Source organism: Agrobacterium sp. ST15.13.013 (assembly GCF_027956525.1).
Lineage (GTDB): Bacteria > Pseudomonadota > Alphaproteobacteria > Rhizobiales > Rhizobiaceae > Agrobacterium > Agrobacterium salinitolerans.
The window spans coordinates 1-14,907 of record NZ_JAQKGP010000039.1 but is presented as its reverse complement, the minus strand read 5'-3'; the positions used below and the strand labels follow the sequence as shown (position 1 = coordinate 14,907).

Sequence of the window (14,907 nt, the reverse complement as noted above, 5' to 3'; positions counted from 1 at the left end):
AGGGGGCCCATAGTGGGCATCAGCTTCTTGCGCAAGCCTTGGTCTCAACCCCTACGGCAGTCCGGGATGAGTGATTTGAACGGGGCTCGGCAATTCCCCTCTCATTGCCGACTTATCTGCGATGGCAGAACTTTTTGGCAGATGCCCGCTAGCGAGCATCGCGATCAGGTGAGCTTCGCACTCTAATGGGTCAAGACCTCTACGCCGCGAGATCATAAATGTCAGCGGACGAAGGTGCCATGCATGCCGCGTGAGTTCCACGAGGACTCCGTTGGCAAGATCACCGGAGACGAGGTCTTCAGGCATATGTCCCCAGCCCAGTCCTGCTTTGAGCAAGTCGTGCTTCGCGCCGAGTTCGTTCACAAACCACCGACGCTCCCCGGCAACCGCCACGGTCGACTTCTCTGCATAGGGCTGGTTGTCGGTGACGACGATCTGGATATGTCGGCTGAACTCATCGCGCGCAGCCGCCCGCCCGAGGTTGGCGAGCGGATGTGAAGGAGCACAGACGGTGACCATCCGCGTGTCGCACAGCCAATGCCTCTCAAGCGCGCTCGGCTTCAGTTCGGGTACGTCGGCAGCGGTGATTGAGAACACGCACTCCCCATCCAGAACCAGTGCCTCTCCACCCTGCATCGTCGTCATGCGCAAATTCACGACGGCTGTCGGCGCATCTAGGCCGAACCGCTGCAGGCAGGCGATGAGGTGCCCGCGCGGATAATAGACGTCCACGGCGATCGAGAGCTGTTCAGCGCCTGACGTGGAAATCGAGCGGGCACGGGTCTTCATCTCCTCCGTGCGCGCGATTACCGCCCTTGCGTCGGGAAGAAGGCTTCGGCCGGCCGGAGTGAGCTCCGCCCGCCTCGTGCCGCGCTCGAAGAGTTCAACCAACAAGGCCGCCTCCAAGGCGGCGATCGCGTGACTGACTGCCGACTGCGCGCGCAACAGGGTTTTCGCGGCACCTGAAAAGCTCCCCGCATCACATACGGCCACAAAAGTGCGGAGTTGGTTGATCGTAACGCCGTCGAGCATTGTGCCATCCAAAGAGTAGATCGATAGCAGCAATGTTACGTCAATTACATAGATAGCGCAATCTGACTAAATAGAACTCGATCAGTCACCAATCTCATTCGGAAAGGCCGTGTCATGGCTGAGCGAGAATACACAAAAGCATCATCGAGCCGATGGATCGACAAGGTGGTCCGTCTGTTCAGGCCGGAGCCTCAACCTCCAGCGACCGCAGTCGTGTCAAAACTTCCAAAGCAAAGGTCCAACATGCCCACTCTCCTCGTGATTGAGGCCAGCCCTCGATATGACTATTCTACCTCCCGCAAGCTGACCGCAGTCTTCATCGACCGCTGGAAAGCCGAAAATCCAGGCGGCGACGTTATCGTCCGCGATCTGATGAAGACTAACCTCCCATTCGTTGACCTTCCGTGGATCATGGGTGCGTTCACGCCCGCCGAAACGCATTCACCGGAGGCGACCGCGGCCATCAAGGTGTCGGACGATCTTGTCGCTGAGCTGAAGTCAGCGGACCAGATTCTCATTGGCACGCCGATGTTCAACTTCTCCATTCCGGCCGTTCTCAAGGCCTACATCGACCATATTGTCCGCGTTGGAGTGACGGTGTCCGCCGACAACAAGGGCCTTTTGACCGGCAAGAAGGCCAACATCATCCTCGCAACCGGCGGAGATTTCTCTCCCGGTTCTCCAGTCGAGCAGTACAACATGGCCAGCGGGTACCTCCGTCAGGTCCTGGGATGGATCGGCATTGTCGACGTCGATCTAGTCCTCGCCGGACGTGCCCGCGCGGGTGACTATGGCGAGAAGGCAGTCGAGGAATTCGGCGCAGTCGTCTCGGCGGGTGTGAACAAGAACGCTGCATCGCTCGCAGCAGCATCGTGAGGGAGAAAGTCATGAAATACAGCATCATCGGAACTGGCAGTGTCGGCATCACGCTTGCAGGATTCTTCGCGAAGAACTCAATCCCAGTCGCGGTCGCAAACACGCGAGGACCGTCGGCCGTATCCTCCTCGATCAAAGGCCTCGGCGACAGCGTCAGACCGTCGACCGTCGAAGAGGCGCTGGACGCCGACATCATCTTCCTCGCGGTCCAGTTCCTGAACTTCAAGGACGTAGGCAAGCTTCGCTCGGACTGGTCCGGAAAGATCGTCGTCGACGTGACGAATTCGGCATTTCTTCCGCCAGAGGTCCAGGAACGCGAACTCAGGGGCCGTCTGTCATCGGAAGTGAACGCAGACCGCGTTCCTGGTGCAAAGCTGGTTAAGGCGTTTAACCAGCTTCCGATGCAGGGCCTGACCGCGCCCGTGCCCGCTGGCGGACGTCGCGTGGTGTTCATTTCCAGCGATCATGCCGATGCGAGCGCGGCCGTTGCCTCGATCACCGAGAACCTCGGCTTCGCACCAATTGAAGTTGGAAGGATCGCCGAAGGTGGTCGCCTGATACAGGCGCGCAACGCCCTCGTTTTCCAGAACCTGATCAAGTTCTAGTATGGGCCTCCATGTGGAGGCATTTCATCCCTATTGAGCGACAGCGGCCTTCAACAACACCCGCTGTCGCTCGAAATGTGGTGCCCGCTCTTAGGGCGTTCCTGACAAAGCACGATGACCACTCCCACGCGACGCTACAACCAGCGCAATCTACGTCAGGCACGCCAAGAGGGCGAACTCAAATTTCTTTTCTAATTCAAATAGCTAAGCCGAACTTGGTGGTCTTTGCTACCTAATGCCGGATTTTTGTGTCGGATGCGCAACACTCGGCAGTAATCGCGTTGGTCGGAGCTATATGCATTTAGTGACAGCGCCACCGTTTCTGTCGGAAAGAAGTCTTTACCGGCTAGCAGTTCTAGGAAAGGTTGATCCTAACGACGATAGTGCCAATAGGACCGATAAATGCTCGAAAAGTCAGAACTGCTTTACCCTTCGTTGACCCCGCTGGTCGTGCAAGTTCGCTGGGAGATGCCAACTGAATTCCCTGCTTGCCCCGATGAGTTCACTGACGATGCCCTCCTTCTCTACGCCTCGAAGCTCTCGTTCGGCGGTGTCTTCGCGCGTAACCAGTTCTCCACCAGCCTGATTGTCGACCATCGCCTTCGGGACGACGACCTGGTCGTGCTAACCCGTTTCGCCGGGGACGGCATAAAGGACCGGGCCGTCGCTCATATTTCACTCCATGACGCTCATTTTTATCACCGCAGCGAATACACGTTCTACACCCTGCAGGGTGCCTTGAAGCACTTCTGTGAACTGATCGGCGAGGAGTTTGGAAGTTCGGTGGACGATTTCTGCTGAATCTGTGTTGTTCACTTTTTCTCCTAACGGCTTTCTAGGCATCTCGGCGGGAACTAGGGGCAGGATTGCGCCTCCATGGAGGCCGTAGAGAGCAGCTTGGCCGCCTCGCAAAAGCTGCCGTCGCCGGGGAAGCGCAGAGAAAGTCTGAAGAGGTGGAGGAATGCCAAGGACTCCGACAAATAGCGCCTAGGGGCTCTATTGCAAATCGTTTCCGGGTTCGAAAGAACTGTTGGAGCTAGGCGTGCCAAGCTTGGGCAGAGACTTCTCATGTGGATCGGGTTCGTCCGCGTCGAAATATGGAAGCGGCACATCGAAACCGGGCTCAACGTGCCATTCCGCCTCCATCGGATGGTATACGCCGGGCAGCGGGAAATGCTCGTTGATCTCAACAAAATCGTCGACGTTTGCTGTAAGTATCGGCATCCGATAGACGATGGCGACCGCGGATATCATCAAATCGTGTCCGAGCCGGTTGCTTTTTTGTCTGCGCTGAACGGTCCACATGTGCCGCAAGGCGGGAACAGATGTCATTCCGGCGTAGACAGTTGCCACTTCGGCTGTCATTTCCGGAAACGGAAAGGCCATAGGGATAAGCTCATCGACCCAGTTGGCGATAAGAAGTGCTTTCTGTGGATCATCCTTCACACGGAGATGGGCTCCTCGGAGCAGTTCTGCTATGACCGGGTAGCAGAGTGCGAGACGATGTATGCCGACACGCAAAAGCCATGGACGCAGTCCGGGCGGAGGCTTCACGCGGCCCATAAGGCTGACGATGTCCGTATCCAGTAAAAGAATAGGGTCTGTCCGCACTTTAACATCTTTCTGTGGTCAGAAACTTTCTTCTTGAAAAATTCGAGGTGCGATCCAATTCGTATCGCTATACTGCGCAGGCTAGTATGATGTCGTCCGAGAGAGGCCCAGATGACGCGTGATTCCGATTGGCAGAGACACGAGGCCGAGGCCCGCATCCAGGAAGTTCTGGACGCAGCTAAAGCGCGCGGCACTCAGAGACTGATCGACACCGACGGCAGATTTGACGTGACGTTCGTACCCGGAAAGAAGACACTGGAAGAGTTGTTCTCCCGCCCTGGTCCTCTCCCCGACGATGACGATCCCAATCCCTGATCGAGATTTCTGCAGCTACGGTGAGAAACCGTAACCGGCGATGGCAAAACCAACAAGATATGACGTGTCGAATTTCGGTTGCTTCCGACTACTGCACTGATTGATATAGCTTAATCATCGAGGCCATCAGGCCCGAGATCCACGAAAGTCTTTGTTTCTCACGGCATAAGAGCCTTGGAGGTTCCCGGCTTGTAAAACTCGCTCTCACCTCGCAGGCAAATCCTAGTTGACGTCGAGAACCTTGTTCACTAAATGTTCTTGTATGAGCAAGACGTTTACGCACACCTTTCGAATACGCTGACGGAGCCCGGGACCGTTCCCGGTGCCGCCCAGATCGCTATTCGTCGGAGGTGAGGTCATGAAGACCGAGTCCACTCATGTCGCGGGTGATGAAGCCTGCGTTTTTGCGAAATACCGTCCGTTCTTTCCGTCTGCAACGCTCAAGTGCGTCGGTCGCCCGCTCTATCGTTCGCGGGAGGCGCGTGATTATGCCTGCTTGCTGGACTTGGATCCCAAGGTGTCCGCATGGCGCTGCATGCCGCAGCCGATCATCAATGACTCCGGCGCTCGGATGCCCCGACACCATTATGTTGATTTCGCTGTCGAGACGGAGAATGAAGCCTTGCTCGTGGACATCCGGCAACGAGATGCCGGTACCGTCGGTTGGATTGTCAGGTTGGCCGAAAAACAGGGTTACCGCTATCTGGCGGTTTCCTTCTCCGAATTCGTCGGTGCGCCCCGGCTTCAGAATGCCAAGGATCTCATGCGCTACGCTGGATATGATGCACCGCTGGGCGACCGTATCCGAATTCTCGCGGCGCTGGAAGAAATGGGGACGTTAACGCTTGCGGAATGCCTCTCTGTCGTCCGCGAAAGCAAGCCCATGCCAACAATCGCAACGATGATCCTCAGGAACATCCTTGAAGTCGACCTCGACGAAGCTCTGCTGGGGCCGGAAACGGTCGTCAGGCGCGTGGCGAAGTAGGGGGTCGAAGATGTCAACCAGATCTGCCGAGCGGGAACCCTCGCTCGAAGCGGCCACCTATGCCGTCGCGCTCAAAAATGCTTTGAGGTTGTGTGGTGTCTATCTGAGCGAAGGACAGATCGATCATGCAGTCGGTCTCGTACTGCCACCCGAGGCTAACATGGACGCGTATAGGGAGGCGGCTAAACTGCTCCTTCGAGAGACCAGCGTTTTGACCCGTTACGCAGTTACAACAATTGAGTTGGGCAGGCGGGGGGAAACATATTGCGAAGACGCTGGAAAAGTCCTGGCGCAAAAATCGGCCGTTGTCGTCCTGATCGAGAAAGGAGCCAGGCTTGTGCCTGAGATCGCAATCACCTTGGACCGCATTGTTGACGTGGGATCCGTCAAGCCGAACCACCTGATTTCGGCCGCGAAAAATGTATGGCAGATCGATATTGGAAGCGATGCCGCCAGCAGGCTCTGCCACTATCCTCCAAACCTTTTGTTCGGCGCGTTGCGAAAAGGACGGCCGATCGAAATCGTCTTGGAAAGGCTTGCGGATGCTTCGAAAGCTCCTGCGACCGTGGCTTGGGAGCCTTTGGTGGAAGACCTGGAAGGGTATGGTGAGGCGCGCGATTGGGCGGCGAACCTGGTCGTTGATCTCGCTGACTGGAGGGATGGCAAGGTCGCATGGCGCGATGTTGATGCGGGGCTTCTTCTCAGCGGTCCTCCCGGGACCGGCAAGACGCTCTTTGCATCAGCGCTCGCGCGTTCCTGTGGGGCGACATTTATCGGTACATCGAGCGCGCAATGGCAGTCCAAGGGACATCTCGGCGACATGCTGGGCGCAATGCGGAAGAGTTTTCGCGAGGCGGCCGATGTCGCACCATCGGTGCTCTTCATCGACGAGTTCGACAGCATCGGCGACCGGCGGACATTCAGAGGCGATAATGCAAGTTACAGCCTCCAGGTGGTGAACGCCTTGCTTGAGCTGCTCGATGGATCCACAGACAGAGAGGGGGTGATCGTAATCGCTGCATCGAATTTTCCGAACAATATTGATCCGGCATTGCGTCGACCTGGCCGCCTTGACCGCCACATCGCGATCAATCTTCCCGATCAAGCGGCTCGCGAGCAGATGCTTGCGACGCATCTGGGTACTGCCAACGCTCCGGAGGACCTCACTAAAGCTGCTCTGGCAACAAGTGGGTATTCTGGCGCAGACATCGCGCAGGTCGCGAAGGATGCTCGCCGCTTGGCCCGTCGCCAGGGCAGGGAAGTCCGAGTATCGGATGTGCTTGCAGTCGTGCCAGCAATCGCACCTGTTGGCGACGACGAGCTTTGGTCAGCATCGGTACATGAGGCCGGTCACGCGATCGTCGGTACCGTTCTATCTGTGTCCGAGATCGAGATGATTGTCGTTGCTAGGGAGGCCAGCCACCGGGACGCGAGTGTCGGGCATGTGCAGTGGCGGCGGAGATACACACCAAATCGAAGCCGCCAGTCCTATCTCGACGAGATTGCCATGCTGCTGGGTGGAATGGCCGCCGAAGAGGTACTCCTCGGAGATGTGTTCGATGGCTCTGGCGGCGTCGCTGGATCCGATCTTCAGCGAGCTTCGGATATTGCTACGGCCATGCTTGCAAGTCTCGGACTGGAGTCACTCCAATATTGCGACGTGTCGAGTTCCAAGGATCTGGATGAACTGCGGCGCGATGATCCTGTTCTGCGGCGCCGGGTCGAACGATTGCTGGAAACGGAACTGTTGAGAGCGAGAATGATTATCGAAGCGCGGAGGCAGGAGACGAAAGAGATTGCACAGGCAATCGCTAATCGCGGCGTAGTCCGGGGATATGAGGTTATGGACATCGTTTCTAAGGTAACGGAACGTGGGTAGGTTAATTCGCGACGACACCTAAAATTGCCGGGCAACCTAGATCAGAGCCGGTTTGATCCGAGGCATAGCCTACTGCCTCGCCCATTCTGTCGGTGCAGTCGACCTTTTTGCCATTTCATTACTCAACAAGACTAGAGGTGTTATTCTCCAGAAAGATGACCGCAGGCCCTATGGGGACGACCACGGAAAACTTCAATTTGCAACGGTTCACTAGATTGGTCAGCATTGAGGGCATTCACGGCTAGTCACACCAAAGGATTCGACCCTCACGAACCCAGAAATGAGAACGGCATCCCGTCTTCCGCCAGACCGACGGATGCAGCGATGGTTGCCCGGCCTCGCTGACGCTGATGTCCCAGCGTGGGCGTGCCTCCCTCAGGATCATGAGTTCGATCGTGTCGCCACATCCGCAGGGGCATCGCATGCCGATGCTCCAGTCGTCGCCATCATCTCGCGTCAAGACCAGGTCGCGAGCGGGCAATTCGAACGGAAGCGTATCGCCCTCCACGATCTGCAGATGGCGGGCAGGGCCATACTTGCCCCATAGGCGTCGGAACCAGCGAGTGATCTTCATGCGGCAGCCTTTCTTGGCTTGCGAAACAGCGGCAGCCCCAGCAGCGGTTCGGCAGATCCTCGGCCAAGCGACGCGTTCTCCGTCCGGTCGAAGTCGTCCTCTGCGTAATAGTCCTCGTCACAAGCAGCGAGGCTGAATGCGACGCGCGAGTATTTTCGGTTCGGCTCCTGGCGATAGGGGTAGGCGCGAGCGATGAACTCGTTCACCAGGGCAGACGCGGCCCTCATGTTCAACGTGATCACCGACGGCGCCTCTTCGTGGATTCCCTTAATGTATCCTGCCGCGAGTTCATCCTGGAACGCAGCCGGATCGGTGCGCTGCAGATACTCGGCCCGCAAGCTTTCCTGCGTGTATACGCCGCGATCGGAAAGCGTAGAGCCGCCGGGTTGGACATAGTCGATCCGGCCGCTGACATCGGCGATCGCAACCTTGCCTTCATCGAGGAATGTCGGGATCGTAACACCGACATCAAAGAGCGGTATGAGGAACGCCGCAGCGATGAGGTCGGCATATTGGCGGCCCTCCTTGCTGTCCACGCAGCAGAAAATGACATCGCACTGCCCGACGGCTTCGATTGCCTTCCGGGTCCCGAGCGTGTCTGCGATGCTGACCGCGACTCTGTCGCCTCGGTGCGCAGCAATAGCATCGGAGAACATCTCGACCTTCGGACGGGCTTGCTCGGCGTCCGCCAAAGTTGAGTTGAGGATGCGGTTGAGGTTCTTCTTCTCGATCTTGTCCTGGTCGACAAGAATGACGGAGCCGAAGCCCAGGCGCGCAACCTGCTCCGCAGAAATGGATCCGGTTCCTGACACACCGATCACGGCTGCGGACAGGCGAGAAAGTTCCTCGGTCATCGTACCTGTGAAAGCGAGCGGTCGACCAGCGGGGACACCATTAACAATCCGGTCGTTCCACCAGTAGCTGATGTCGTCGCCGGCGATCGTTACCAGATCCACAGGCTGCGAGGTCATGTCGGACGCATAGAGGCGAGCACGAATTGCGCCTTCCGGGGTCATGATCGCCGAGCCGTGGCAATATCCGAAGGCTTCAAACAGACCAGGGACCACCCGCGTATCGCTTTCGTTGTCAATACGCGAGAACTGGAGCCAGCCACCCGGATGGGAATGAAGCAGGATGATCACGAGTCCTTCAGGTTCGGCGATATCGATAGCGTCTTCAATATAGGCGCCGGGCCAGACGATAGCGTCAGGCTTGCGAACGGGACAGGCTTCGTGCGGGACCAGCAGGACCTGCCGAACAACAAGCCGCTGCCGTGGCCCACGAGAAGGGGCGCAGATCAAGATTGCGGCAGCTTCATTGCCATCAGAGAGCAGGTGAGCCTTGAGTATGGCGTGCGTTACACCAGCCATCGCGAGGGTGCGTTCCGGCATCATTCGCCCACCTCCTTCGCCATAGAGGATTCGACCAAGGCAAGATGGGTGACGACGTTGTCGCGCTGAGGATTCCACGGGACAACATTGCCGCGGTGTCGTGACCACCGCTGGAAGGGCAGGCCGCCGATACTCTGGATTGCCTCGGTCGCAGGAATGGCCGCTCCCGTCGCCCGCAGCAGAGGCGGATACGCGTAGAACATGTCGATCTGGGACTGCGGGTACGCAGGCGGAACCATGAGGGCGAGTGTCGTGGTGGTTGCGGTGTAGCCAGCGGGAACCGGATAGTCGTGAATGATCAGCCAGCGGTGGCCGTCGCTATTCCGAGTTTCCCAGCGCAGGCTGAGACCGTCCAGGTAGGATTCGTCGACTTCAAGAAGTGCGAAATCACGGGAAGGCGCAGTGTGCGCCTCTCCGTTGCTCACGTCCTTTGCCGTCAGGCGGATCTTTTCGATCCCCGGTGCGCGCAGATCGATTTCGTCACCCACCGAAAGCTGGCGCTTCGGCTGCCCTGCGACCTTCAGGATGATGATCCAGGCGTTCGGATCGAATCCGGCGCGGGTGAGCGCGTCAACCACAGAGATGACGGGCGTGGCGGAGATGATCTTCTTGCCCTGCACGTTCAGTGCCCAGACCTCCGGCTCGCGGCTCCGGAACTGCTCGACACCGTCCTTCTTGATCCTGATGATGTCGGTGTCTTCCACAAGGCGGTCAGGTTCGTCCCTGCGTTCGAGATAGATGGAACGGTCGGCAGGGATCCGGCCCAGCTTGCGAACGACCGCTCCGGAAATCTCGTCCGCAGGCCAATCGAGTCCTTCGCCTTCGATCGTGATGCGATTGGTGCCATCGCTTTCCGCGATGATGAACTTCGTACCCTTGCCGAGGTCGGCTTCTTCGTGAGTGCGGAGTTCTTCGAGGTCGCCGTCGTCGCGCCACTGCATGACGTAAGGATACTGGTCCGCATTGAAGCCGGCCACCTTGGCGACCTTGCCACCGGTAGGAGTATTGGTGTCCAGCAGAAAAGCGTGGAAGTTGAGGTCCAGACCCGCGATTTCGACGCTGATGTTCTTGCCGCGGTCCGTTTCCTGATGTTCGATGGTCATAGTCTGTGATTCCTGGTTGATGGAGTTGGGGAGGACAGCTCGTCCACCTCGTTTGCGCGCCGCACCGACGATTCCGACACGAAAAAAAGTTTGTCGGAATCCGGGTTCCCGCGCGCAAGCAGAGTGAAGATCAAGGAGGAGATCGACACATGTGGAAGAAGATGCGGAGGAGCAGGTGGATCAGCCTGACGACGAATATCACTCTCCGGACGAAGCAATCGCAGCGTTCCGGCAGCTCTCCAACGAAGAGCAACGCAACCTCGTAGCGTCAGCACGCGCGTGTCTGGCGGGTTCGGGGTTTGCGACGCCGAATGAGCTTATCAGCGAAGCCTATGTCAGGATCGCTGAGGGGCGCCGGAAATGGCGCACGAGCAAGACCTTCATTCAGTTCCTTAAAGGCGTCGTCCGAAGCCTTGCCTCCGACGGAGACTTTCTTCCGGAGGAGAGAAAGCTCGTGCGCCGGAATAAGGGCTCGGCTATCGTCACCTCCGAGCAACTCGACACGATAACCATCGAAGAGGACGATGACGCACTGACGGAGAAGATCAGGAACGAGCAGGTGCTTTCGGCCTTGGAGGCGCGGTTCTCTGGAGATGAGCAGATGGAGCTGCTCATGATGGGGATCCGCGATAGTTTGATTGGAAAGGACTTGCAGGAGGCAATCGGGGTCGACGCCACGCGCCTAGAGGCGCTGCGCACCCGGTTCAACCGCGAACTCAAGAAACAGGCCGCCGTGTTCGGCGCGAAGGAAGGACAGTCGTGATGAGCGACAAAAAGAAGGACGCTTTGGATAGCCTTATCAACTTCATTTTCTCGGATGACACCCCGGTCAGCCCCGAAGACGAAGAAGATCTGGATATATTCAAAGACGCGATTCAGCAGGCGGAGGCAAGACTTGCAAAGGCGCGCTTGGAGCGCGCTCGAGCCGGAGCCTTTTCAAGCAACATGTCCACCAACGTGAACAACCTTGATAAGGAACGTGCGAAACGTCGTTATGATCGTGCGAAGGCCGGCGATGCTACTGCCGGCCTCACGCTCGCTGCTCGTTTTGGTGATGGTTCTATGGACGGCGATCTTGAAGCAATTCTTGAAGATCTCGCGGAATTGGAAGACGAAGATAACGGCAATGAAGAGAATTGACTCAATTCCAACGAATTTGTCTCCAGATGCACTACTTCGTTCCTTGGGAATTACCGAACCACGCGACATCGATGTTGAAGCAATAGCTTATTATGTCGGACTACGTGTGAAACGTCGTTGCCTAAAATGTTGCGAAGCAATGATCACAGGCCTTGGAAACAAGGGTATCATCTCCGTAAACTTGGGCGGTATGCCTCAGCGCGAGCGCTTCTCCATTGCACATGAACTCGGCCATTGGGCTCATCATCGAGGAAAATCGGTTGCGTGCCGCTCGACCGAAATTGGCAGGTTTTCGCAGACCAACAATGTCGAACGCGCTGCGGATCAATATGCTGCTGACCTCTTGATGCCATGGCCCATGTTCAAGGCCGAATGCCGCAAGCATCGGATATTGAACCTCAATGCATTGAAAGAGGTGGCCGGAGCGTTCAAAACCAGCCTCACTGCCACCTTAATCAGGATGATCGAAAGTGACATCTTTCCGGCATCGATGGTTATATGTCATGGCCTCACTGGGAGAAAATGGCACAGATCTGCCCCCAAGATGAACACCCGATGGTTTCCCAGAGAGGAGTTGGATGCTGACAGCTTTGCATTCGAATTACTCCACAGTCAAAACCAAGATGAGCAGCGTTTTCCTAGGAGGATCGGGGCGGATGCATGGTTCGACAAGGCTTCGGCAGGCCGGTATGAGATCACGGAACAGTCTTTCCGGATCCCGGGAGAGGGGATTGTGACGATATTGAACCTTGACCCCAACATGGTGGCGTAAAGTATGCGCAACTAAGCCTTCTTATCCCGCTGAGTGGCTTGACTATCTGGCGCTTGCGCTTCGTCCGCCTGTGGCTCGAAATCATCCCCTAGCGCCAATATCTTTTCGACAACAATAGAGATCGCCGGCTCCTCGTTGGCGATATAGGAAGGGCTCTTGTCCTCGATTCGAGGGATTGCCTTGCCCTGTGCCCAAAATGTGGCCTTGCCATCGGAATCCTTGCGCTTCCTCTTTTCAAAAATGTCACGGTATCGCCTTGGAGAAATCCCGATGAACGGCTCAAAAAGTACCTTTGACTCCTGATCGGCAGGAGAGAATGTGATCGAGTCTGCGTGCATGTCCTTGGCGTGACTTTTTGGGTATGGCTCTAGGAATACAACTCTGCGCACCCCCGACGACACGATGTGCTTCGCGCACATGTGGCAGGGGAATGTAGTGGTAAACATGATCGAGTCAGCTAAGGGCTTGCCCTTGCGGGCGGCATCGGTAATCGCCGACATCTCGGCGTGGATGATCCGCCCGAACTCGATGATGTCCATAATTCTCGAGTCCGAAATTAAGCGCTCAGATATCAGCTTTTTAACCTGATCGGCTGTCTCCCCTTCCGAAGTGAGATCCTTGGACAGGTAGCCTAGGCTTCCCATGCGTTCGACAAGGTCATGAAGAAGGCGGAGTTTACGGCTATGATTACCATCCTCTCCTTCTTCGAAATCCCGGTGAGGATCGGCCGGGTCATCGCACCAGTATGTTCCCCCGAAAGCTTTCGGGACTTCATTACACCCCAAAGTGATGACCTCTCCACGGTCGGAGAAGATTGCAGCACCGATCTGACGGGAAAGATCGAGTGATCGCAGGGACGCGCCTGCTGCAGCATACATCCCATACTCCGCCTTGGTTGGAGAAATGCTGTTGTGACCGAAGAATGCTTTTACAAATCTCTCAACGACATCCTTCGTTTCCCTGCTGTCCTGCCCTGGGACAAAGATATCGCCGAGATGAAAGACATCGGAAACGCGTTGACCATAGGCTTCATCGACCTCGTTGTGATCTTGTGCGATTAGGTCGATCGCTTCCTTCTCCGCGTCATCTTCTTCGATGATGCCGGTCCCGAATCCTTTTATCTTCTTGATGAGTTGGCGGCGTCGCTCTTCTTTATCCGAGAACACCGACACCTGAATAAATTTCCTGCCGTACACTTCCCGAAGAAGGGTGATCTCTTCTTCGCGCTTGAGTTGGCGGATGATGTAGGCTGTGCCCAAAGCAGGCTGATCCTGCCCCACGCTGTTTACTTTTTCTCGAATCCGACGGATTTCGCTTATAGCGAGACATGACAAGGCAGCATGATTTTTTACCCCGCGGCGAACCTGATCAGCTTGCTTGATCAGTGAACGGTACCGGTTTCCGTAAGAGGATTCATCCACTTTCACCTGTGGCAGGATGTCCTCCATCACTCGCGTGATGTGGATCACTTCGCTCCTGTACTGGACTTTACCCAGGGCTTCCTGCAAATAGCCGATGATCGCATTGAGATCGACACCAATGGGGCCAACGAGTCCTATCACGATCTCTGGATTATCTACGACGGCAGTAGCCATGAGGGATCCTTAACGGGAACTTTAGAGCTGAGGCTGGATTATCATATCGTGGACTCGTTAATCGTGTATATTCGAGTCGGGGAAGTCATTGGAGGTGCAGTGATGAGTGCAACCGTAGCAAGACAGGAATCATCCACAAGCAAAGAGCGCGGAGATGAGTTGCGTACGATTATGCAGAAGGCTGTACAGAATGTTCTGAAGCGGCCAGAGACGCTCCGTGGCCCGTATGTTATCCGCGATAGTGATTTGAAATCCAAAGGTTGAAACGCGGAAAAGTGCCGCACTGGGTCGCAACTCTTGGATTCCTGGATATGGCCATAACCCGCTGCTTCTAGGCCAATGGTCATATTTACGGCTCCGGCGCAGACGGTAGGGGCGAGAGCTAGTGGGACTCGGTGAGTTTCTGTGCTCTCGTAAAAGGCCCAGTAGAGGTTGACCAGATTGAGAGCCTGCAGCCACGTATGAACTGGGCCGGGCTTTATGGCCCCTATGCCGCTGCCCATTGAAGACTCTTCCTGACGATTTATTGGAGCCTGTTAGGCCGACGAGAGCAGGTGCTTGGCTGTACCAAGCATGCCAAATAAATCCTGGAACTAAGCCATTAGTTGGTCTGCTTTCAGCTTCAGCCCGGGTTGCTCACTTACGAAGGCGTCGCGGACATCGACAAGTCCCGTAACGAATTCGTTCAGTCTTTATGAGTAACGTGATTGAATTCTTGCGCCGTCTTCTGAACGCCGCCGCTGATACCTTGCTTCCCCGCTCTGCGGAGCACCTAGTGCATCAATCGCGTAGTAATTAATGGGTACGAGTAAAGAGTAACTTGTCACCGATGGCAATCATCGTATGATTTATTTGGATCCGATTTGAGTTGTTGGATGAGTTGAATGAGCGACGACGATGCGAAGTTCTTCGAGCTCCGGAAGGAAGGAAGTAAGCGGTGTTTCACTGGCACGTCGCCTGATAAACGCTAGCCCTCCAAGCTGGAAATGATGGTCGTTAATTCTTCCATGTTGGCGAAGGTGACGTCGG

The 14,907-nt window shown here is 56.3% G+C and carries 16 protein-coding genes; 9 read left to right on the top strand and 7 right to left on the bottom strand.

The window, feature by feature from the left end; translation table 11 throughout:
- Positions 1–51: 51 nt before the first annotated feature.
- Positions 52–1,032, bottom strand: coding sequence for a LysR family transcriptional regulator (locus tag PL597_RS24540; protein ID WP_271366475.1), 981 nt, complete (start codon positions 1,030–1,032; stop codon positions 52–54).
- 243 nt (positions 1,033–1,275) lie between these two features.
- Between PL597_RS24540 and PL597_RS24535 the strand changes: the two genes are divergently transcribed.
- The 3 genes from PL597_RS24535 to PL597_RS24525 all read left to right on the top strand — a co-directional run bounded on the left by PL597_RS24535 (position 1,276) and on the right by PL597_RS24525 (position 3,314).
- Positions 1,276–1,908 carry an FMN-dependent NADH-azoreductase gene (locus PL597_RS24535; protein ID WP_271366473.1) on the top strand — a complete coding sequence of 211 codons (633 nt, stop codon included), beginning with the start codon at positions 1,276–1,278 and terminating at the stop codon, positions 1,906–1,908.
- Positions 1,909–1,919: 11 nt separating this feature from the next.
- Entirely contained in the window at positions 1,920–2,513 is a 594-nt protein-coding gene (locus PL597_RS24530) for an NADPH-dependent F420 reductase (RefSeq protein WP_112852545.1), read from the top strand.
- A gap of 402 nt (positions 2,514–2,915) precedes the next feature.
- On the top strand, positions 2,916–3,314 hold the full coding sequence (locus PL597_RS24525) for a hypothetical protein (RefSeq protein ID WP_271366469.1): 399 nt from the start codon (positions 2,916–2,918) through the stop codon (positions 3,312–3,314).
- Positions 3,315–3,509: 195 nt separating this feature from the next.
- Here the strand turns inward: PL597_RS24525 and PL597_RS24520 are convergent, their stop codons facing one another.
- Positions 3,510–3,959 (bottom strand): type II toxin-antitoxin system VapC family toxin, encoded by a 450-nt coding sequence (locus PL597_RS24520; RefSeq protein WP_271366468.1) that lies wholly within the window; start codon positions 3,957–3,959, stop codon positions 3,510–3,512.
- Between the two features lie 276 nt (positions 3,960–4,235).
- Between PL597_RS24520 and PL597_RS24515 the strand changes: the two genes are divergently transcribed.
- The 3 genes from PL597_RS24515 to PL597_RS24505 all read left to right on the top strand — a co-directional run bounded on the left by PL597_RS24515 (position 4,236) and on the right by PL597_RS24505 (position 7,303).
- On the top strand, positions 4,236–4,439 hold the full coding sequence (locus tag PL597_RS24515; RefSeq protein ID WP_045022592.1) for a hypothetical protein: 204 nt from the start codon (positions 4,236–4,238) through the stop codon (positions 4,437–4,439).
- A gap of 358 nt (positions 4,440–4,797) precedes the next feature.
- Entirely contained in the window at positions 4,798–5,424 is a 627-nt protein-coding gene (locus tag PL597_RS24510; protein WP_271366465.1) for a hypothetical protein, read from the top strand.
- Positions 5,425–5,434: 10 nt separating this feature from the next.
- Entirely contained in the window at positions 5,435–7,303 is a 1,869-nt protein-coding gene (locus PL597_RS24505) for an AAA family ATPase (protein WP_271366464.1), read from the top strand.
- A 241-nt stretch (positions 7,304–7,544) separates the two neighbouring features.
- On the opposite strand, the gene PL597_RS26285 is transcribed toward PL597_RS24505, so the two are convergent.
- From PL597_RS26285 to PL597_RS24490, 3 genes are all read right to left on the bottom strand, one after another.
- A complete protein-coding gene (locus PL597_RS26285; RefSeq protein WP_333781950.1) occupies positions 7,545–7,727 on the bottom strand; it encodes a DUF6527 family protein in 183 nt (60 codons plus the stop codon).
- 146 nt (positions 7,728–7,873) lie between these two features.
- Complete coding sequence (locus PL597_RS24495) at positions 7,874–9,271, bottom strand: ThiF family adenylyltransferase (protein ID WP_271366462.1); 1,398 nt, start codon at positions 9,269–9,271, stop codon at positions 7,874–7,876.
- Positions 9,268–10,371 carry a multiubiquitin domain-containing protein gene (locus PL597_RS24490; RefSeq protein ID WP_271366459.1) on the bottom strand — a complete coding sequence of 368 codons (1,104 nt, stop codon included), beginning with the start codon at positions 10,369–10,371 and terminating at the stop codon, positions 9,268–9,270. The genes PL597_RS24495 and PL597_RS24490 overlap by 4 nt, the downstream gene beginning before the upstream one ends.
- Positions 10,372–10,522: 151 nt before the next feature.
- On the opposite strand from PL597_RS24490, the gene PL597_RS24485 reads away from it, so the two are divergent.
- The 3 genes from PL597_RS24485 to PL597_RS24475 are packed head-to-tail and all read left to right on the top strand — an operon-like array spanning position 10,523 to position 12,283.
- On the top strand, positions 10,523–11,134 hold the full coding sequence (locus PL597_RS24485; protein WP_271366456.1) for a transposase: 612 nt from the start codon (positions 10,523–10,525) through the stop codon (positions 11,132–11,134).
- On the top strand, positions 11,134–11,511 hold the full coding sequence (locus tag PL597_RS24480; RefSeq protein ID WP_271366453.1) for a hypothetical protein: 378 nt from the start codon (positions 11,134–11,136) through the stop codon (positions 11,509–11,511). Before PL597_RS24485 ends, PL597_RS24480 begins: the two co-directional genes overlap by 1 nt.
- Positions 11,498–12,283, top strand: coding sequence for an ImmA/IrrE family metallo-endopeptidase (locus PL597_RS24475; protein ID WP_271366452.1), 786 nt, complete (start codon positions 11,498–11,500; stop codon positions 12,281–12,283). The genes PL597_RS24480 and PL597_RS24475 overlap by 14 nt, the downstream gene beginning before the upstream one ends.
- An 11-nt stretch (positions 12,284–12,294) precedes the next feature.
- Here the strand turns inward: PL597_RS24475 and PL597_RS24470 are convergent, their stop codons facing one another.
- Complete coding sequence (locus PL597_RS24470; protein ID WP_271366451.1) at positions 12,295–13,878, bottom strand: anti-phage dCTP deaminase; 1,584 nt, start codon at positions 13,876–13,878, stop codon at positions 12,295–12,297.
- 848 nt (positions 13,879–14,726) lie between these two features.
- Positions 14,727–14,907 (bottom strand): hypothetical protein (locus tag PL597_RS24465; RefSeq protein WP_271366449.1); only part of this gene is annotated, 181 nt, incomplete at its 5' end.